Source organism: Gordonia sputi NBRC 100414, assembly GCF_000248055.1.
In the GTDB taxonomy this organism is placed as follows: Bacteria; Actinomycetota; Actinomycetes; order Mycobacteriales; family Mycobacteriaceae; genus Gordonia; species Gordonia sputi.
The window spans coordinates 107909-128902 of record NZ_BAFC01000116.1 but is presented as its reverse complement, the minus strand read 5'-3'; the positions used below and the strand labels follow the sequence as shown (position 1 = coordinate 128902).

9 protein-coding genes are annotated in these 20994 nt (G+C 66.3%); 2 read left to right on the top strand and 7 right to left on the bottom strand.

What is annotated here, in order from left to right; genetic code table 11:
• Positions 1-13: 13 nt before the first annotated feature.
• Positions 14-325: a hypothetical protein gene (locus tag GOSPT_RS23975; protein WP_168431309.1), complete on the bottom strand. Its 312-nt coding sequence runs from the start codon at positions 323-325 to the stop codon at positions 14-16.
• Positions 326-561: 236 nt separating this feature from the next.
• On the opposite strand from GOSPT_RS23975, the gene pks13 reads away from it, so the two are divergent.
• Together pks13 and GOSPT_RS19220 are read left to right on the top strand one after the other, a co-directional pair.
• Complete coding sequence (pks13, locus tag GOSPT_RS19225) at positions 562-5958, top strand: polyketide synthase Pks13 (RefSeq protein WP_005208212.1); 5397 nt, start codon at positions 562-564, stop codon at positions 5956-5958.
• Positions 5959-6042: 84 nt separating this feature from the next.
• Entirely contained in the window at positions 6043-7593 is a 1551-nt protein-coding gene (locus tag GOSPT_RS19220) for an acyl-CoA carboxylase subunit beta (RefSeq protein ID WP_005208211.1), read from the top strand.
• Positions 7594-7618: 25 nt separating this feature from the next.
• On the opposite strand, the gene GOSPT_RS19215 is transcribed toward GOSPT_RS19220, so the two are convergent.
• From GOSPT_RS19215 to GOSPT_RS19190, 6 genes are all read right to left on the bottom strand, one after another.
• Complete coding sequence (locus GOSPT_RS19215) at positions 7619-8785, bottom strand: EAL domain-containing protein (RefSeq protein ID WP_245548744.1); 1167 nt, start codon at positions 8783-8785, stop codon at positions 7619-7621.
• A 119-nt stretch (positions 8786-8904) separates the two neighbouring features.
• Positions 8905-9405: a hypothetical protein gene (locus tag GOSPT_RS19210; RefSeq protein ID WP_005208209.1), complete on the bottom strand. Its 501-nt coding sequence runs from the start codon at positions 9403-9405 to the stop codon at positions 8905-8907.
• A gap of 314 nt (positions 9406-9719) precedes the next feature.
• Positions 9720-10592 (bottom strand): VIT1/CCC1 transporter family protein, encoded by an 873-nt coding sequence (locus GOSPT_RS19205; RefSeq protein ID WP_005208208.1) that lies wholly within the window; start codon positions 10590-10592, stop codon positions 9720-9722.
• A 194-nt stretch (positions 10593-10786) separates the two neighbouring features.
• Positions 10787-14155 (bottom strand): arabinosyltransferase domain-containing protein, encoded by a 3369-nt coding sequence (locus GOSPT_RS19200; protein ID WP_005208207.1) that lies wholly within the window; start codon positions 14153-14155, stop codon positions 10787-10789.
• Complete coding sequence (locus tag GOSPT_RS19195; RefSeq protein WP_005208206.1) at positions 14145-17510, bottom strand: arabinosyltransferase domain-containing protein; 3366 nt, start codon at positions 17508-17510, stop codon at positions 14145-14147. Before GOSPT_RS19195 ends, GOSPT_RS19200 begins: the two co-directional genes overlap by 11 nt.
• A 63-nt stretch (positions 17511-17573) precedes the next feature.
• Complete coding sequence (locus tag GOSPT_RS19190) at positions 17574-20969, bottom strand: arabinosyltransferase domain-containing protein (protein WP_005208205.1); 3396 nt, start codon at positions 20967-20969, stop codon at positions 17574-17576.
• Between the last annotated feature and the right edge of the window lie 25 nt (positions 20970-20994).

Below are 20994 nucleotides of genomic sequence, written 5' to 3'. Positions count from 1 at the left end.
GGCGCCTGCGCTTTCAGCGCCGCTCTTCGTCGTCGGCGGCGTCGTCGCTTCGCTCCGATGCCGCCTCCTCCTGCATCGCGGCGCGCGCAGGCACCGTGCGCCGGTCCTCGGCTTCGTCGCTGCGCTGTCGGGCGCACAGCGCCTGCGCTTGCAGCGCCGCTCTTCGTCGTCGGCGGCGTCGTCGCTTCGCTCCGATGCCGCCTCCTCCTGCATCGCGGCGCGCGCAGGCGCCCTGCGCCGGTCCTCGGCTTCGTCGCTCCGCTCCTCGCCTGCGGCGTCCACCGCTGGTCGAGCGTCCACCGCTGGTCGAGCTTGTCGAGACCACCTCGCCCACCGCTGGTCGAGCTTGTCGAGACCACCCGCCGGTCGAGTGCCCACCGCTGGTCGAGCTTGTCGAGACCACCCCGGCCCGCTGGTCGAGCGTCCCGCCCGCTGGTCGAGCTTGTCGAGACCACCCGCCCCGCCGGTCGGGCGCCCCATCCCGCTGGTCGAGCTTGTCGAGACCACTTCTGCCCACAACCCGCGCAGCCCTGGCTGCGCCGCCAAGTAGTCTGGTGACCGATGTCTGAACTGAACAACGAGCCGAACATCGAGCCTGCGGCCGACCCCGAGACCCCCAACAGCGAGAGCACCGACGGCGAGACCGCCGGCGGACTGACGGTCTCGGAACTGCGCGACTGGCTGCGGGAGTGGGTCGCGACGTCGACCGGAATCTCCGCGGAGCAGATCTCCGACGACCGCCCGATGGAGGAGTTCGGCCTGTCGTCCCGCGATGCGGTGGCGCTCGCCGCCGACATCGAGGACAAGACCGGCGTCGTACTGACCGCGACGGTCGCCTACAACCACCCCACCATCGCGATGCTCGCCAAGCGCATCATCGAGGGCGACCCCGACGAGGGCCTCGACCTCGACGCCGAGACCTTCTGGATCCGCGAGCGCAACGCCGACGACGACATCGCGATCGTCGGCCTCTCGACACGCTTCCCCAAGGCCGGGCAGACCCCCGACTCCACCTGGGAAGCCCTGATCTCCGGCCGCGACGGCATCTCCGACCTTCCCGACGACCGCTGGGCCGAGTTCAAATCCGATCCGCGCCTCGCGAAGGTCATCGATGAGTCCAACGTCAAGGGTGGCTACCTCGACGACGTCAAGAGCTTCGACGCCGACTTCTTCCAGATGAGTCCGCGCGAGGTCGAGATGGTCGACCCGCAACAGCGACTCGCACTCGAACTGGCATGGGAGGCACTCGAAGACGCCCACATCCCGGCCAGCGACCTCAAGGGCGCGCCGGTCGGCGTCTTCATCGGCACGTCGACCAACGACTACCAACTCCTCGCGGCCATGGGCCTCGACGACGGCGCTCACGACACCGCCGCGTACGCGCTCACCGGAACGTCGACGTCGATCGTCGCCAACCGCGTCTCCTACTTCTTCGACTTCCACGGTCCGTCGGTCGCGATGGACACGGCGTGTTCGTCGTCGCTGGTCGCCGTGCATCAGGCCGTGCGCAGCCTGCGTTCGGGTGAATCCGACGTCGCGCTCGCCGGTGGCGTCAACATGATCATCACGCCCGCCGCGACACTCGGCTTCGACAGCATCGGCGCGCAGGCCAAGGACGGCCACATCAAGGCGTTCTCGGCCGACGCCGACGGCATGATCCGCGCCGAGGGCGGCGGACTCTTCGTCCTCAAGCGCATTGCCGACGCCCGACGCGACGGCGACACCGTGCTCGCGGTGGTCGCGGGTTCGGCGGTCAACTCCGACGGACGCTCCAACGGTCTGCCTGCTCCGAATCCCGAGGCCCAGGTCGAGGTGCTGCGCTCGGCGTACACCGACGCCGCTGTCGATCCGCGCGGCGTCGACTACATCGAAGCGCACGGAACCGGCACGGTGCTCGGCGATCCCATCGAAGCCGACGCCCTCGGGCGCGTCGTCGGGCGCGGTCGACAGGCCGATGCTCCGGCGCTCCTCGGTTCTGCCAAGACGAACTTCGGGCACATGGAGTCCGCCGCGGGCGCAGGCGCGCTCGCCAAGGTGGTTCTCGCGATGCAGCACAACAAGCTGCCTGCGTCGCTCAACTACTCCGGCCCCAACCCCTACATCCAGTTCGACGCCGGCCACCTGAAGGTTGTCGAGGAGCCGACGGATTGGCCGCGCTACTCGGGTCACGCCGTCGCGGGTGTGTCGGGCTTCGGCTTCGGCGGCACCAACGCGCACGTCGTCGTCCGCGAGGTGCTGCCGAGCGACCTGTCGGGCGTGGTCTCGACAAGCTCGACCAGCGGATCGTCCCCGCTGGTTGAGTCGTCCTCGCTGGTTGAGCCTGTCGAAACCGACGACGACGAGGACTTCCTCACCGACGCCGAGCGGGCCGTCCTGGCCGCGCAGGCGAAGAAGGACGACGCGCCCGCCGAGGTCGTCGAGGTCGATCCCGCCGACGGCTTCGCCCCGTGCGCGGTCGAGGGATCGGTTGTGCCGCTGGTGCTTTCGGGATTCCTGCCGTCGCGGCGTCGTAAGGCTGCCGCGGACCTGCTCGAGTGGCTCGAATCCGACGAGGGTGCGGCGACGCCCCTCGCCGACATCGGACGCGCGCTCGCGCACCGTAACCACGGCCGCTCGCGGTCGGTCGTCATGGCACGCACCCACGAAGACGCGGTCAAGGGTGTGCGCGCCGTCGCGGAGGGTAAAGCGAATCCGCTTGTGTACTCGGCTGATTCGCCCGACGCCGCAACGGCGGTCTGGCTGCTCTCGGGCTTCGGGTCGCAGCATCGCAAGATGGCCAAGCAGCTCTACCTCGAGAACCCGGTCTTCAAGAAGTACGTCGACCGCGTCGACGAGTACGTGCAGAACGAACTCGGATACTCCATCGCCGAGATGTTCGTCGACGACGAGCAGACCTACGGCATCGAGACCGCGCAGGTCGGTATCTACACGATCCAGGTCGCGCTTGCCGACCTCCTGCGTCACCACGGCGCCGAACCCGGTGTGCTGGTACCGCATTCGATGGGCGAGGCCTCGGCCGCGTACATCAGCGGGGGACTCTCACTCGAAGACGCCACGCGCGTCATCTGCCAGCGCTCGCGACTCATGGGCGAGGGCGAGGCGACGCTCACCGGCGACGACATCCGCCTGATGGCACTCGTCGAATACAGCGCAGACGACATCAATGACGTCCTCGTCGACTTCCCCGACCTCGAGATCTGCGTCTACGCGGCACCCACGCACACCGTCATCGGTGGTCCCGAGCCCCAGGTCGACGCGATCGTCGCGCGAGCCGAGGCCGAGGGCAAGCTGGGTCGCAAACTGCAGACCAAGGGCGCGAGCCACACGTCGCAGATGGATCCGCTGCTGGGCGAATTGTCCTACGAACTCACCGGAATCGAGCCGAAGCGTCTCGAGACCGGCTTCTACAGCTCGGTCGATCGCGAGGCCTTCTACCGTGCGGGACACGAGCCCGTGCACACCATCGACTACTTCCTCAAGGGGCTGCGCCACAGCGTGTGGTTCAGCCAGGCGATCTCGAAGTCGGTCGAGAATGGCCATCGGACCTTCCTCGAGCTCTCGCCGAACCCTGCGGTGCTGATTTCCGTTGCGGCAGTGACGTTCTCGGCTGGTCTGCACGACGCCGAGCTGATCGAGACGCTGCGTCGCAAGGAGGACGAGAGCTTCGGCGTCGTCAACGCCCTGATGAAGCTCTACGTCCACGGACATCCCGTCGACGTCGGATCACTTTTCGGCACAGGCGATTACGCCGACATCCCGCGAACCCGGTTCGACCGCAAGCCGTTCTGGCTCACTGCGCAGATCTCCAGTGGTGGTACGGCAGGGCGGATTCCCGGTTCGCACGTCGCGCTTCCGGATGGCCGCCACGCCTGGGAGGTCAACGCCGCTGCGGTGACCGATCCGCGCGAATTGGTTCGTGCCGCGGCCGCAGAGGTATTCGACGACGCCCGCGTCGGCGCCGCGGCTACGCACGGTGAGTTCCCGAAGACGGGCACGTTGACCACCACGCTGAGTCCGCACCCCGGCGGTGCGTCGGTGACGGTGCACACCAAGCGGGACAAGAACTTCCACCTCCTGTTCGAAGCGGTCGTCACGGGCACGTCAGATGCTGCCGGTGGCATCGCGGAACCGGCCGACGGCGCTGCGACGTCCACCGCTGGCACAGCCGAGGGCGCCATCGACCCGGCGAAGGTCGGCTACACCGATACCTCGCTGACGGTCGACGACGAGGTCGTCGACGAAATCGGTAACAAGTGGGACCCGGAATCCGGTGAGTCCGTTGGTGATCGACTCGCGATCATCGTCGGTGAGTCGATGGGCTACGATCCCGAGGATCTACCGCGCGAGATTCCGCTGATCGAACTGGGACTCGACTCACTCATGGCGGTGCGCATCAAGAACCGCGTCGAGTACGAATTCGACATTCCGCAACTGCAACTGCAGGCGATGCGTCAGGCGAATCTGTCCGACGTCGAGAAGTTCGTTGCGTTCGCGGTGACTCACCGCGACCAACTCGACGACCTCGCAGGCAAGGCCGCAGGCGAAGGCGAACTCGACACCGCTGCGCTCAACTCCTACATCGACGAGCAGCTCGCGAAGGATGATCTCGACAAGCTCGATCAGCGGTCGGGGGTCGATCAGCAGGAAAAGGCCGATCAGCGGGGTGATCTCGACAAGCTCGATCAGCAGGGGGCGCTCGATCAGCAGGAAAAGGCCGATCAGCGGGATGATCTCGACAAGCTCGATCAGCAGTCGAGGCTCGATCAGCGGGATGAGGCCGACCAGCGGGCTACGACCCCTGCGGCAGCGCCGGATCTGACGAGCCAGCAGGCCGTCGCAGAGGCTGCGGGCTCCGATGTTCCGCCGCGAGATGCCGCAGAGCGCTTGACGTTCGGCGTGTATGCGGTCATCACTGGCAAGTCGGCGGGTGGCATCTTCAACAAGCTGCCCGTGCTCGAAGAGGACGTCGCGCAGAAGCTCACCGACAAGCTCAACGAGCGCACCGGTGGCGACATCGACGTCGAGGACATCCTCGATTCGGAGACGATCGAGGAGATGTCGGACTATGTCCGCAAGTTCCTCGACGCCGCGGCCGACACCGATGGCTTCATCCGCTACCTGCGGCTGGTGCCGGAAGGCAAGAAGTCGTACGACCCGAGCGCGGGAGATCCGGTGCCCGCCTTGCTGTTCCACCCCGCGGGTGGCAACACCTCGGCGTACGAGGCGCTCCTCAAGCGGCTCCCCGAAGATCAGCCGGTCATCGGTTTCGACCGAGTCGAGGGCACCATCGAGGAGCGCGTCGCGCAGTATCTGCCGCGATTGCGTGAGGTCCAACCGCACGGCCCGTACGTACTGATCGGGTGGTCGCTCGGCGGCGCACTCGCGTACGGCTGCGCCAAGGTCCTGCGCGACGAGGGCGAGGACGTCGCGTTCGTCGGACTGATCGACGTGGTCCGACCGCGCCACGACGTTCCCGACACCCCGGAGAACAAGCGGGCACGACTCGAACGCTGGAAAGACTTCGCGATTCGCAACTACGACCTCGACCCCGACGTCCCGATCCCGATGGACCGACTCGTCGACGCCGACGACGAGGGCCAGTTCGCGATCATCATGGAGATGGTCTCGATGTCGGGCACCAAGATCCCCGGCGGCATCATCGAGCACCAGCGCACGTCCTTCGTCGACAACCGCGCGCTGACCAACATCGCGCCGCAGCCCTACAGCAGCAAGGTGATCCTCTACCGCGCCGACAAGATGCACGACGGCGCAATCGAACTCGAGCCGCAGTGGGCGGAGATCGACGAGGATGGCCGATGGGGCGAGGTCGTCGACGACCTGGAGATCATCCACATCGGCGGCGATCACCTGTCGATCGTCGACGAGCCCTACATCGCCAAGATCGGCGCCGATCTGACGAAGCGTCTTGCAGCCGTGGAGGCGAAGGCCACCAACTAGGACGGCCATCGAGGCCAAGCGAGAAGCGAAATCGGTGCGCTGGCACCGACATCCGCTAGTACCGACATCGAGGAAGAAGATCACGTGACCGACACCACCGCAGCCAAACTCGCCGATCTCCGCGTCCGGTTGGAGCAGGCACGCGAACCCGGTGGCGAGAAGGCGATCGAGAAGCGCGAGCGCAAGGGGATCTGTTCTCCGCGTGAGCGTCTCGACATGCTGTTCGATCCGGGGACCTTCGTCGAGATCGGTGCGCTCGCCAAGATGCCCGGAGCAGCACACACGGGTTACGGCGACGGCGTCGTGACCGGTCACGGACTGGTGCACGGCCGTCCCGTCGCGGCCTTCAGCCACGACCAGACCGTTTTCGGCGGCACCGTCGGAGAGATGTTCGGCCGCAAGGTGTCTGCGCTCATGGAGTGGGCAGGCAAGATCGGTTGCCCGATGGTCGGCATCAACGATTCGGCCGGTGCACGCATCCAGGACGCCGTGACCTCGCTCGCCTGGTACGCCGAGATGGGTCGTCGAAACGATCTGCTCTCCGGTCTCTCGCCGCAGGTCTCGGTGATCCTCGGAAAGTGTGCGGGCGGCGCGGTGTACACGCCTGCGAACACCGACATCCTCGTCGCGGTCGAGGACAAGTCATACATGTTCGTCACCGGTCCCGACGTCATCAAACAGACCACCGGCGAAGAGATTTCGGCAGAAGACCTCGGTAGCGCGCACAACCAGGCGCGGTGGGGCAACATCCACCACATCGCGCCGGACGAGAAGCAGGCATTCGAGTGGGTGCGTGAGTACCTGCAGTACATGCCGTCGACCAGCTTCGAAGAGCCGCCGGTCGTCAATCCGGGGCTCGAGCCGGAGATCACCGAATCCGACTTGGCTCTCAACGATTTCATGCCCGACAGCGACAACGCCGCGTACGACATGCGCGACATCATCGTGAAACTGTTCGACGACGGCGCGTTCCACGAGGTCGGTGAGTTGTTCGCACCCAACATCCTCACCGGTTATGCGCGCGTCGACGGTCACAGCGTCGGCGTCGTCGCCAACCAGCCGAGCGTGATGGCCGGAACGCTCGACACCGACTCGTCGGAGAAGGCGACGCGGTTTGTGCGTATCTGCAACGCTTTCCGCATTCCGCTCGTGTTCCTCGTCGACACCCCGGGAATCCTGCCGGGACTCGTGGAAGAGCAGAAGGGCACCATTCGACGCTCCGGCAAGTTCCTGTTCGCCTACGTCGAAGCGGATGTCCCGAAGGTCACCGTCGTGCTGCGCAAAGCGTACGGCGGAGCGTACGCGGTGATGGGTTCCAAGCAGCTCGGCGCCGACCTCAACTTCGCGTGGCCGACGGCGAAAATCGCTGTGATGGGCGCGGAGTCGGCGGCAGCGGTCCTGACTCGTCGGCAGACCGAGGGGATGTCGGCGCACGACGCCGACAAGGTGCGACGCGACTTCATCGACTTCTACAACACGATGATGGCCACGCCCTACCTCGCTGCGGAGCGCGGCTACATCGATGCCGTCATCGAGCCTGCCCAGACACGACTGCAGCTCCGTAAAGCGTTGGCGCAGTTGCGCGACAAGCAGACGATGCGCACGCCGCGTAAGCATCTGCTGATGCCGATCTGAGTTCGCACGCTCAAGAAGTAGTGCGTCAGGTGAAGCGGGACAAGATCACTCGAATCGCCTGGGTCACGATCGTCCGATCGTAGCTCTGCACAAACATGAACTCGCGATGGCCGCTGGGGCGTGGTCCGTGTATCTCACGCGCGGAAAGCAGTGCGGCGAAGTGCATTCCGAGCACGGCGACGTTCCATTCGTTGACGAGTGCGTCGTCGGAACTCAGCGGCGCGTAATGGATGTTGCCCTCACTCATGGGCCGGATTCCCTCGCCGTACACGCCGACGAGCCCCACCTTCTCCGACATCGCGCGCCAGCGTTGCGACGTCGACGATGCGAAGTGGTGTCGATCCTGGAAGGTGCCGAGGACGACCGCGACGCTTGCCTCTGTCGCGGTCCGTTCGAGGTCTTTACTCATCTCGAGTAGCAGTCGCTGGTCGGCCGGACGCGGCGCACCCGACTTCGATGCGATGGCGTACGGGGTTTTCTCGTCGGTGGGAGGCGTCGTGCGGGCGGGCAGGGGCGGGAGTTGAGAAATCGCGCCGAGCACCCTGTCGTCGGCATCAGAGACGGGCGGGTGCAGCGCGCCCAGCCCGTATCGGGCGCCGAGGGTCTCTGCGATCCGCCGATCCGCCTCGGTGTCGACTCCCGTCGCGATGACGATCGCGCCCGTGCGCTCGATGTGTGCGGCGAGCGTGTGTGCCAGGTGGGCGGTCTCGGGTGTCGGAACCGGCGCGAGGATGTCGGGGTGCAACAACACGACGTCGGGTTCGATGAGCGTGAGCAACGTTGCCGTTCGACGATCCGCGGTGATGCCCTCGATCGCGATCAGTCGTCCATCTCGCCGGGCCTGTGCGACCTGAGCGAGCCGCGACTGCGGACGCCGCAGCACGCTGCGCGGTTCGATCAGCAACGCCAAGGTCTCGCCGGCCGAGTATGTGCGCTGCGGATCGTAGAGGTCGATGTCGACCGCGAGGAAGAGTGGAATAGCCGCCGAGACGCGCCGGGCCGGAGCGGCGTCGGCAAATGCGAATTTCCGGGAATCGAGAGCCGTGCGCTGCTCCATGAGCGTTGCGGTTCGACGAAGAGCGCGAGGTGAGTCGAAATTGGTGCCCTTGGGGCCGCTGAGCTCGAGACTCGCGCCGACGAGGTTGCCGCCTGACAGTTCGAAGACAGGGCTGAACTGGGGCCTCAACTCCATACCCTGGAAGATCGACGCCGCGTCCCCGCCCCTGGTACTGGTCAGACCCTGGCTCATCCCTCACGCTCTCTGACGGAGCGCCAATGTCACCCCGACGTTTACGGCGCGGTCGGACCGCGCTATTCGCTGTCGTGAAGTGCTGATGCGACGAGCACTCCGAGCGTGAGAGTAGCAAACACTGCGACGCTGGTAGCGGTGAGTGCGAGGGAATCGAAGAGGCTGTCGACCGTGATGCCGATCCACAGACAGCCGATGGAGAGTAGCGCAGCGATGAGGAGGGTGCTGTGTTCCTCGTGATTGTCCGGGGCCGGCACGGTCCCCAGGGTGGACGCGCGACCGGCTTGGGGGTCTTCATCGGAGGTGAAGGTGCGCGGGGCGTCGGTGTTGGGGCGGTCGGTGTCCAGGCGGTCGGTGTTGGGGCCGTCGATATCAGGTTGGAGTGCGGGGAAATCGCCGGTGTCTGCTCGCTCGTCGGTGCGCACGAACGGATCCAGAGTGGGATCAGGTTTGGTGCTTGCGAAATCTCGGTTCTCGAAGCTCCCGGTTTCCAGCTCGTTGATCTCGAAGTCGTCGTGCTCGCGCGGGGGAATGTCGTGTGCCGTGTTATCCAGGATGCTCATCGTCGCCCCAATCAGACAGCGTGGACGCAATGCGGTGGTCCACTACGGAAGCGGTTGGCAGAATTCGGTTCGCTGGACGAAACAAGCCTTTTCTGTTGCAGTTTCTCGCGTTTTCTTTCCGTACTCAACGGTAGGCCACAGGATTTGTTACGGGTTGCAAAACAATCGCTGTTAGTGGAAATGTGACCATTTCGGAATGGGATTGCGCGCGTGTCTCGGCTGGGAGGTTTCGAGGCAAGGTAAGGCTGAACTTGCTGGTACGCGCCCATATTCAGAGCATCGACAAGCGTTGTGCGGGTAGTTGCGGGTGACCGTCAAGTAACGGTATGGCCAACGAGGTGGCCGATTCCGTAAGTCACGGCCATTGCTATTGCGCCACCAATCACGACGCGAATCATCGGTCGCCAGGGTTTCGAGCCGCCGAGTATCGCCCCGAGGGCTCCGGTAATCGCCAGCGCGATCAGGACAACGACGAACGTCACCGGAATCCGAATCGATGCGGGCGGCGCGAGAATCGCGATCAACGGTAGCGCTGCGCCGCTCGTGAACGACACGGCCGACGAGATTGCTGCCTGCCAGGGGTTGGTGAGCTCGTGTGGGTCGAGTCCCAGTTCGGCCTCGACGTGTGCGGCGAATGCGTCGTGCTCGGTCAACTCACGCGCGACCTGGCACGCCGTCGAATGTGTGAGTCCCTTGGCCTCGTAAAGCCCGACCAACTCCTCGAACTCGGCTTCGGGTTGTTCGGCCAGTTCGCGCGCCTCTTTGTCGAGCAGTGCGCGTTCGGTGTCGCGCTGGGTGCTGACCGAGACGTATTCGCCCAGCGCCATCGACACCGCTCCCGCTGCCAGCCCCGCGATGCCCGCGGTGAAGATCGGAGCTCGGTCGGTGGTCGCAGCGGCAACGCCGACGACGATGCCCGCCGTCGAGACGATGCCGTCGTTTGCCCCGAGCACGCCCGCCCGCAACCAGTTCAGCCGATTCGCGAGCGACCCCGCGTGTGGCTCGTCACCGTGGGCGTGGTCGTGCTCCGGCCGCGCGGCGCCTGCTGACCGCGCTGCGGGTTCCGCGTGCGTCGCGTGCGTTGCGGGTTCCGCGTGCGTTGCGTGCGTTGCGTTCTCCGGCTGCTCCGCGTTCCCCGGGTGTGCTGGTTGCTCTGCGTGCGAAGAATCGTCGATGCTCATGAGCACCAATGATGCGCGCTCACAGCGTGAGCGCAAGCAAGGTGAACATGCCCTCACCACGCTGAACGGCCCGACCCGAGCCGCAAATACACGTGTTTCTGACACCTGCACGCGAAGCTTTGCGCGCATCTGTCAGAAACACGTGTATTTGCGACGCCGCGCCGGCCCGCGCCCCGCCGACGCCGCGGCCGAGCGTGCGGTCAGTACCCGCTCGACCGAATGGGGCCGGGGTCCCAGAGTCCGGATCGGCGCGCGGTGCCGAGTTCGAGCTGTGCCGGGGGTGCGGGGTCGACCTCGGTGAAGCGTTGCAGTCCGCCCCAGTCGCGGCCCCAGTTGTTGCGCAGGTACGTGGGGATCAGGGTGGGGATGAGCGTGGCCTCGGTGATACCGAGCGGCCCGCCAGCGGTCCCCGACATCCAGGTCTGGCTGTTCTTCTGGGTGGCCTCGGCGTCGGGCATGATGCGCCAGCGCGGCACCTGCATCACTCCGTTGCGCACCTTCATCGGCTGCTGGCACGGGAAGACGAGTCCCGACACCCAGTCGATGAAGACGGGATCGGTCGTTCCGACGACGTCGTTGAGCGTCCGCAGGACCGGAACCCGCGGTGGGGTGACCGCAACCCATTCCGACGGTGCCCCGGACGTGTCACGCACGACGATCCGCGCGAGTGTCGCCTGTGCCGGTGCGTCGGCGAGTGGGAATCGGAGGTTGCGCCACGTCGGAGCCGTTCCGACGTCGAGTGGCGACATCGTTCCCAGGCGCTGCACCGTGCCGCCGGCCCCGACGCGTCCGAACTCGACGGTCACGTCCTGACCGTCGGTGCGCAGTCCATCGCCGTCGACGGCGTCGACCGAGCCCGCGACGGCGACCGTGAGCAGCGGCTTGTCGGCGCTTCGTTGCGGCACCTGGTACCAGCCGGTTGTCACCGATCCCGTTCCCGACGGCGCGCCGTAGGAGCCGAGTACCGGAGTGCTCGCCGGATTGAGTCCGAAGGGCAGCCGCACGGTGGAACCGTTGACGCCGCGCGCGCCCTGCCCACCCTCCGTGCCGCCCTGCGAGGCGTCGGTTGTCTGGTCGCGATCGTCGGAACCCGCGCCCGTCGGTGAAGAGTTCGTCGGCGCAGAACTCACCGCGCCCGACGACCCCGATGAGTCCGTGTCCTCCGTGGCGTCGACCGACAGCTTGTTCGCCACACCGTTCGGGGTGAACCCGGCAGCCGGAGAGCCCTGCCCCGCGCCTGCGAGGGCGTCGGAGATGCTCGGCGCGGGTCGGCCGTCGACGGCGGCAGGAGCGAGCATGCCTGCGTTGACGTCGGCCTCGACGAGGACGTCGTTGGCAAGGCCGCACTCGTTGCCGGTGAGGGCGCGTGCGTTGGAGTTCAGCCACGACCATGAATCCCGTTGCACGTAGGCGGCTTTCGCGAACGATGCCACCATGAACAGCACCATGCAGACCGAAATGACCGGCAGCGGAGAGAACTTCAGCCTGCTGTACCAGTGCTCGGAGTGTCCGGTTCGCGTCTGTTCGTCGGTGTAGTCGTCGCGCAGGTGGAACCACAGACCCGCCGCCGCAGTGAGCACCGCGGCGATCAGGAAGATCCACCACAGGCTCACGCCGCCGACCGACGGCTGTCTGTCCCACCACGGGATGCCGTAGCTGCCGACGAACCACCAACCGTTGGTGCCCGCGAACGAGATTCCGGTGACCGCGAGAACCGCCGCCGCGAAGAACGCACGGTTGCGGCGCGATCGCAGAATGGTCGGCGCCATCATCGCGCCCGCGGCGGCCGCGAGTCCGCCTGCGATTCCGGCGTAGACGCCGAAGTGATGAGTCCACTTGGTCGGAGTGAACGCGATGAAGAACATCGTGCCGAGCGTGACCGCGATCAGTCGCCAGATCGGTGCTCGCGCAACGCCGTTGGGATGCTGTTTGCGCAGCAGTCGCAGGAGCACGACGACAAGGCACAGGATCATGATCAGCACGCCGTAGCGACGCGCGAGCGTACCGTCGGCGGTGGGCAGGATGAGGTAGTAGTAGCGAATCGGCTCCTGCCACCACTCAAGTGTCGGGCCGACATCTGTGGCCACCTTGTTGCCCGCGATCAGCGGGGCCAGTGGCTGGTCGGCGAAGATCTCGTACAGCACAAGGGTTCCGGCCGCGAAGATCGGCGCGAGCATCGGGAGCAGTCCGTCGCGCCGACGTCGCGACACGATGGTGCGCACGATGGGACGGACACCCGCGAGCAGCGCGGCCACGGCCATGAGACCACCGGGAGCCAGCGCAAGGGTGAACGCCGCAACGGCGACGGCGACCGCATACGGCAGCAATCTGCGTGTGGCGATGGCACGTTCGACGCAGCACCACGTGAGGAGTGCGCCGACCGCTTCCGCAGGTTCGGGCCGCAGACCGTTGTTGTAGGGCAACCAGAGTGCGAGATAGACGAATGCTGCCGACCACACAGCCGGAGTGCTGGTGCGCACCGCTCGGCCCAGGCGCGGGATCACCTCGCGGGAGATCAGCCACCATCCGAGAAGTCCGAGCAGGAAGGCGGGCAGGCGCATCCACGGCGTGGCGAGACTGACGTGCGTCATCGCGGCGATCACCTGGAAGTGCCAGCCGAACGGGTCCTGTGGCACACCGAAATAGCGGAAGTAGTTGTCGGCGTAGCCCGCATCGCCGGTGATGCGTCCGACGATGAAGTTGTAGCCGTCGTCGGAGGTGTTGGCCCCCGCCAACCACCAGAACGCGAGTATGGCGAGCACCGCGAGATCGGGGCCGCGGATGGTGAACCAGCCTGCGGGTAGGAATCGCCTGTGGCCCCTGCCATCTCGCGAGTCGAGCACGCCGAGCGCGACAAGCGACAGCAGCGTCATGATGATGCCGATGATGATCGCGGCCAGTTTCAGTGGCGTCGGTGAACTCACGTATCTGGTGTCGATCGTGGCGTGCATCGACAGGCCGTCGCGCGATGCCGAGGCGGGAAGATCGGTGTAGACCCCGACGATCTGCGGGCGCATCTCGTGGTCGGGAGTCGAGTACGTCAACAGGCTTCCCGCACCAGCCGACGTCCCGTCGATCTTCGCGTTCACCCCGTGCTCGTCGGCGTGGAACAACACGGTGCACGACGAATTATCCTGCGCGGCTGCGCGTTCGGTCGAGAGGATCACGACGTCGCGATCGGTCACGGTGAGCGTCGACGCGTCGGCGCGGACGAATAGTCCGCGCGCACTGGCGTCCTGTCCGCCCGCGGGCGTCGTCGACATCAGGACGCCGCCCGACGCGGGCAGGTCACGGGCCAGTGAGCACGGAACCCGCAGATCCATGTCGACGGGAACGAACGAGACGAGTGGTGCGGCGACGTTGCCGACGCCCTCGCCCTGCGGCCACGACAGGGCCGCCGTCGACTGGGTGACCGGCAGCAGCGGAGTGGCAACTGCGAGAAGGACACCGAGCATTCCTGCCACGGCCGCGATGATCTGTGCCCGGCGGTAATTGCGCGGCGTCCGCGTGGTGGATTCGTCGCGTTCCGAGGTCTCGGTCGGAGTCTGTGGTGTCGGATCAGTTGTCATCGGACTGCGGCTCCACCCTGATCGAACCATCGTGTGACCAACCCCAGCGGGTGATCTGTGACGTCTGTAGCTGTGCTGACGGTGCGTCCGGGGTGAGCGGTGAAAGTCGTTCCAGCGCACCCCATTCCCGCGTCCAATCGTCCTTGAGATACGTCGGGACGGCCTGTGCGGCCGTCGTGGTCTCCGAGATGCCGAGAAGTCCGCCGTCGACTCCCGCCTGCCAGGTCTTCGATTGCGAGTTGGCGAAGGGGTAGTCGGGCAGGATGCGCCAGCGTGGGATCTCCGCCACCCCGTTGGTCACCCGCATCGGTTGCTGGCACGGGAAGTGCGCGGCGACCATGAAGTCGATCAGCGTGGGGGTCTGGGACCCGACGACCTGCTGAAGGGTCTGTAGGCGTGGTGCTCGCGGCGGTGTGATCCCGATGAACTGGTACTGCCCGAGGTTGTTGTCCAACAGCGACATTCGCATCGCCGACGCTCTCGGTGGCGCAGCACTCATGGGTACGCGCAGGTTGCGCCACGGCCGGTTGGAGATGACCGGCCCGGGATCGATCGGGAGGATGTCGGGTCCGATCTGGGTGAACGACCCGTCGGGTCCCCTGGTGCCGAACTGGACAACGAGTTTCTGCCCGAAGTTCGTGACCCCGAAGGTATCCACCGTCGAAATCGCACCCGCGGCCGAGACGACGAGCAGCGGGGTCGCGGCACGATCGGCGGGCAGGTCGTACCAGTCGGTGGTGAGTCGGGCCTCGCCCGCGTAGCCGTAGCTACCGAGGACCGGCGTCGTCGCGGGATCGAGTCCGTAGGGGAGTGCGACTGTCGACCCGTTGACGGTTTCGGGTCCGCGGCCACCCGTGGTGCCTGCGCCCAATCCGCCCGTGATCGAGAACGGTCGTGCGGGGCTTGCCGCCACGTTCATCTGGCCGGGGCGCTGACTGCCCGGCTCCGGCGAGAGATCGTCGGGGATGCCGTTGGGGGAGAATCCGACGGCAGCATCCGGTCCGCTTGTGGCTCCCGAGAGTGCCTGTGTCGCAGTCCGTCCGTCGGCGGGTCGAAGCATTCCGGTGTTGGGATCGGATTCGACGAGCACGTCGTCGGCCATGCCACAGTTGTTGCCGCGCAGCGTGTTCACGTTCTCGGCGAACACCGTGGTCGCGGGATAGCGCGATGCGACCGCTTTGGCGAACACCAGCAACTCCGCGATCACCATGAGGCCGGCGATCAGAGCGATGGGCGACGAGGCGAGGAAGAGTCGTCGACGATCGGCCCGCGACTCGCCGGGTCCGTCGGTCGTATGCGAAAGTCCCTTGTTCTCAACATAATCGAGTCGAAGGTGCTGCCACACCGCGATTCCGGCGGCGATCACGGCCAGGATCAGGAACAGCGTCGACACCGGTCTGCCCGCGATGATCGGGGCGCGGTCGAACCACGAGATGCCGTATTCGTAGGCGAATGGCCAGGCGTTGTAGCCGGCCATCGCGGCGGCGAGGGCGAAGAACAGTCCCGAGACGAAGACCGTCAGATTCCGTGCCGAGCGTGCGGCAGATTGCGCGACAGCCAGAGTCGCGATCGCTGCGATCGCGGCGGCGAGTCCCGCGAAGACGCCGAACTGGATCGTCCACTTCGTCGGGATGAAGGCGAACAGCACAAGGGTGACGCCGATGGCGCCGATCAGTCGCCACGTGGGACCGGCGTGGACACCGGCAATTCGCCCGCGCCGCAACATCACTGCGACTGTGACGACCAGTCCCGCCAACAGCAGCAGTACGGGGACACGGCGGGTGAGCGCTCCGTCGTCGGTGACGACGGAGATGAAGTAGTAGCGCAGATACTCCTGATACCAACCGATGACGGGTCCGACGACGTAGCGGACGCGGATCGCCTCGACCACCGTGGCGATCGTCTGGTCGCGGAACACGACGACCAACACGAGAAGTCCGGCGGCGATGGTGGGTGCGAGTAGGGGGAGCAGCCCGTCGGAGCGCCTGCGCACGAGCAGTACGTGCAGCAGTGCGCGGGACGAGGCAATCAGGATCGCGACGCCGATGATGCCCTGTGGCGCAAGGGCAAGCGTGAATGCCGCGAGGCCCGCCGCGATGGCTCCGGGAAACAGTTTGCGGGTCGCGAGTGCGTGTTCTGCCGCCCACCACGTGAGCAGCGAGCCCAGCACGATGATTCCCTCGGGACGCAGACCGGAGCAGAACGGCAGCCAGAAAGCGGTGAAGACCAGTGCTGCCGACCATTGCGCCCAGCCGCTTCGTCGAACAGCAGAACCCAGGCGTGGCAACAGGATTCGACTCAGCACAAACCACGAGGCGAGTCCCGCGATCAGTGCGGGGATGTGCATCCACAGGATCGACGGCGAGATCGACGACCAGTGCGCCAGGAACGAGTAGTACCAGTCGAATGGAGCCTCGGGGATGCCGTACCAGCGGTAGTAGTTGGCGAGATAACCGAACGACGACGCCGTGCGCCCCATATTCAGGATGTACCCGTCGTCGGGGCTGCCCGCGCCGAGGAACAACCAGATCACCAGCACCGCGGTGACCGTCAGGTCGGTGGCGCGGGGACGCAGGAGGCGCAGCCATCCGGTGCGGCGTCGAGGTCGGTGCCGGACGTCGTCGCTCATCCGGTCGAGCAGGAAGAGTGCGACGAGCGAGACGATCACCGCGAGCACCGCCAGCACCATCAGAACGAGCTTGAGCGTCGTCGGCGAACTCTCGTAGCGATTGTCGATGCGGATGTCGACCCGCATCCCCGCATCAGCGGCCGCCCGTGCCTGGTCGGGCGTCAGGTCGCTGAACACGCCGTCGATCTGAGGGCGCTTGTCGGGCTCGAGGGTTGTGGCGGCACCGAGGCCGACGAACTGTGCGCCGGGACCGTCCGGCGACGACCAGACGTGCAGTTCGCTACAGCGCCCCAGATCGGCTCTCGGCGCCGACGCCGCGACGGAGTTGCGGAAGGTCGCGGTCACGGTGTCGCCCGCGGTCACGTAGAGGGCAGAGGCCTTGGAGTCCTGCGCGGAGACTGCCATCGTCGACATGATGAGCGTCGACTTGCCCGCGGGTGCGTCGGCGAGCACGCGGCACGGGATGCGGACGTCCAGCGATTGCGAGGTCTGCGCGATCAGCGGCGCGGTGACCGACGACGTCGTCGACGCGAGTTGTTGACCCTGCGGCCAGGAGAACGATGCGTCGGTGCTGTGTACGGGCAGGAACCCGATCAGCAGACACAGCACAGCGCCCAGTAGGCCGGAGACCGTGGCGACCAGCCCGACGGTGCGACGCGAGCCGATCGTCGACTTCTCTGCCGGTGGCGAAGCATCGGACTCGGCTGGCGGGGCTGTCGCAGGCACGGTCACTGATGTTAGGCGATCACGTCCCACCGCCCGCCCGGTGCCGCGATCAGGGGTTGTGGGTCAGTGCCTGATCGGGGCGGGGCTCCACAATCCGCTGCGCGTTGCGGTGCCCGTGGTGATGGGTGCGCGGGTCGTCACGTCTCCGTAGGGCTGGTAGCGCTCGAGGGCGCCCCAGTCGCGGCCGATGTCACCCTGCAGATAGGTCGCGAGGGTCTCGGGCTGCTGCGACACCTCGAGCCACCCCAGCGGACCGCCACCGTAGGAGTCCTGCCACGCCGAGACGGCCGCGGCGAGGTCGGCGCCGGGCCTGATACGCCACTTCGGGATCTCAGCGACGCCGTAGTGGTGGGTGAACGGCCGCTGGCACGGGAAGACCAGCCCCGACGTCCAGTCGACGTGCACCGGGTCCTCACTGCCGACAACCTCTTGCAGTGTCTCCATGTGAGGCAGTCGCGGTGGGGTCACCACGATGAACCGATCGGCCGAGAGATTGTCGTCGTTGGCGACGATCCGCACCGCGGAGAGGTTGTCGGGAAGCGACGACGTGGTGATGCGGACGTTGCGCCACGACGGTTGCGGTCCCGGGTCGATCATCTCGGTCTCGCCGGTGGGCTTGAGGTCGGCGTCGCGGGTCGACGACCCGACGGGGTCGGTTGTGTACTCCAGCAGGAGGTTCGGGTTGTCGTAGCGTCCGGCGACCGAGAAGGTCAGCAGCGGCTGCTTCTTGTAGTCGGCGGGCAGTGCGTACCAGCCCGAGGTGAGGCGGGCGGGAACCTGATCGGTCGTCGAATAACTGCCCTCGACGGGTGTGCGTGCCGGGTCGAGCATGAACGGCAGACGTGCGTGGCTGCCGTTGACCCCGGCCGTCGAGAGCTCTCCACCGCCGGTTCCGCCACTGTTGGCGGTGAGGACGTCGTTGGTCGACGTCGCGTTGCCTGCGAGCACGCCCAGCGAGCCGGCGCTCGCCTGAGTGGTGAGGTCCTCGGGAACGCTGTTCGACGTGAATCCTGTTGTCGCAGGCCGGGATGCGTCGGGTTGGACGGTCGATGGGCCCGCGAGGGGGTCGGTCAGGGTCGGGTCGACGGGCGAGAGCATGTGGTCGTTGGGGTTGCGTTCCACCCACACCTTGTCGGCCATGCCGCACTGTTTGCCCGCGAGGGCCTCGATGTTCGAGCGTGGAACCGAGAACGACGACGACTGGTTGACCGCTGCGAATCCTGCCGTGACGAGTTCGAAGATCACCACGGCGGCTGCCACGTAAGCCAGCGGTGCGCCCGCGACGGAATCGATCGCCCTGCGGTACCAGCGTCGTCCGGTGTCGGTCTCACCGGGCGTGGTGTCCTGGGGCGTGGCGTCTTGGGGCGTCGTATCTCGGGGGTCGGTTCCGGTGAACGGCTCGCGGAAGTGGAACCACAGTGCGAGCAGCAACAGCAGCAGCGAGAGGTAGAGCAGTGCATTGCTCACCGAGAATCCCAAGCTGACCTGGCCGACGCCCCACGGCATACCCCACGCCGACGCGTAGTAGTACGAGTTGGGTGCCGTGAACGCCAAGCCCGCGATGAACAGCACGAGTGCTGCGAACAGGGTGCGGTTGCGCCGGGAATGCATGGCCTTGTTGCTCGCGGCGATGGCGGCGATGGCAGCCAAAGCCGCGGCAAGTCCGGCGAACACGCCGAAGTGGTGCGTCCATTTGGTCGGCGTAAACATCAGGAACACCAGCGACGCGAATGTGATGCCGACGATGCGTCGAGCAGGGCCGACGGCCGTTCCGGGGATGCGCGACTTGCGGATGAGCACCGCTGCCGAGACCACCATGCCGAGGATCATCGCGAGGACGGCGAAGCGTCGGGCGATCGAACCATCGGCCGAGAACGCGAACAGCGACGAGTACCGGTCGATCTCGTTGTACCAGTGTGCCGACGGCCCCAATGCGGTCTTCATCTTCGACGAGTCGGAGAACGCACGCAGCGTCAGGTTGGAGAAGACCACGAAGATGACGAACGTCCCGGAGGCGAGAACCGGTGCGAGCAGCGCTGCGTACGACCAGAATCCGCCGCCGATCGCGCGCGCACGTTTGATCAGGGCCAAGATGATCGGTCTCGCTCCCGCGATGAGCGCGGCAACCGCGAGCAGGCCTGTCGGACCCGCGGCGAGGCTGAACGCGCCGATCAGACACGCGATCGCGGCGGGGAGGATGCGTCCGGTCGCGATTGCGCGCTCGACCGAACACCAGGTCAGTAGCGCGCCGAGCGCGATGATCGGTTCCGGTCGCAGACCGTTGTCGAACGGGAACCACGATGCGAGGAAGACGAACGCGGCGGTCCAGCCGACGACGGGTCGGCTGATCGCGGCGCGGCCGAGTCGTGGCAGCACCTCGTGGCTGACGATCAACCACGACGCGATTCCGCACAGCAGGGCCGGTATGCGCACCCACGGGCTGGCGAGCGAGATATGGCTCATCAGGCCGAAGACCTCGTAATACCAGCCGAATGGCGCCTCCGGTGCACCGAACCAGCGGAAGTAGTTGGCCGTGTACTCACTGTTCTGCGCGACCCGCGACATCGTCAGCAGGTAGCCGTCGTCGGACGTGTTGGGTCCGATGAAGTGCCAGATGATCAGGGCGCCGATCACCACGTAGTCGCGGGCATTGAGTCGCCACCACTTCGCAGGGAAGATTCGACGATGCTTGCGGCCGTCCGTCGAATCGAGAACGGCAAGCGCCGACAACGACAACAGGGTGCACACGATACCGACGATCAGTACGAGCCATTTGAGGATCGTCGGGGCCGTCGAATAGCGCGAGTCGATGGTCACGTGTGCGCGCAGCCCGGGGAGTTCCGACGCCGCTCCGGACAGGTCGGTGAAGAGTCCGGTGACCTGTGGGCGCTGGTCGGAGCTATAGCTCTGCGATTCGCGGCCCTTGGTGGTCCCCATCAGCGCGGTACTGCCGGAGGCGGACTGGCCTGCTGGTGCCGTCATTCCGACGAACTCGGCGGTCACGGCGTCGGAGTCGGCGTGGACGACGATGTCACGGCATCCCTGCGAACGCATGTCGGCGAGCGTGGCCGACACCAGCGGCACGTTGCGCACGACGACTTCGATGCTCTGCTTGTCCGGCGAGTCGGCGGGGTTGCCGGTGCGGCGGATGAACAGACCGCGCTCAGCAGACTTCGCCGCCTGCTTGGGGGTCGTCGACAGCAAGACCGAATCGTCGGCGCCGAGCCGTTCGGCTGCCGAACACGGAACCGAGACGTCGAGGTCGATCGGGACGTACGAGATGAGTGGTGCCGAGACCGATCCGATCTCGCTGGATTCGACGCTGCCGGTGGAGGGCCAGTTGATCTCCGCCGTGGTCTGCTTGACCGGCATCAGCGGCGTGGCGAGCGCGAGGAATACTCCGAGCAGGCCGGTGACGATCGCGATGAGTTTCGCTCGTCTCACGGTCTGCGATTGCACAAGCAGTGATCCTAACGGCCGTGTG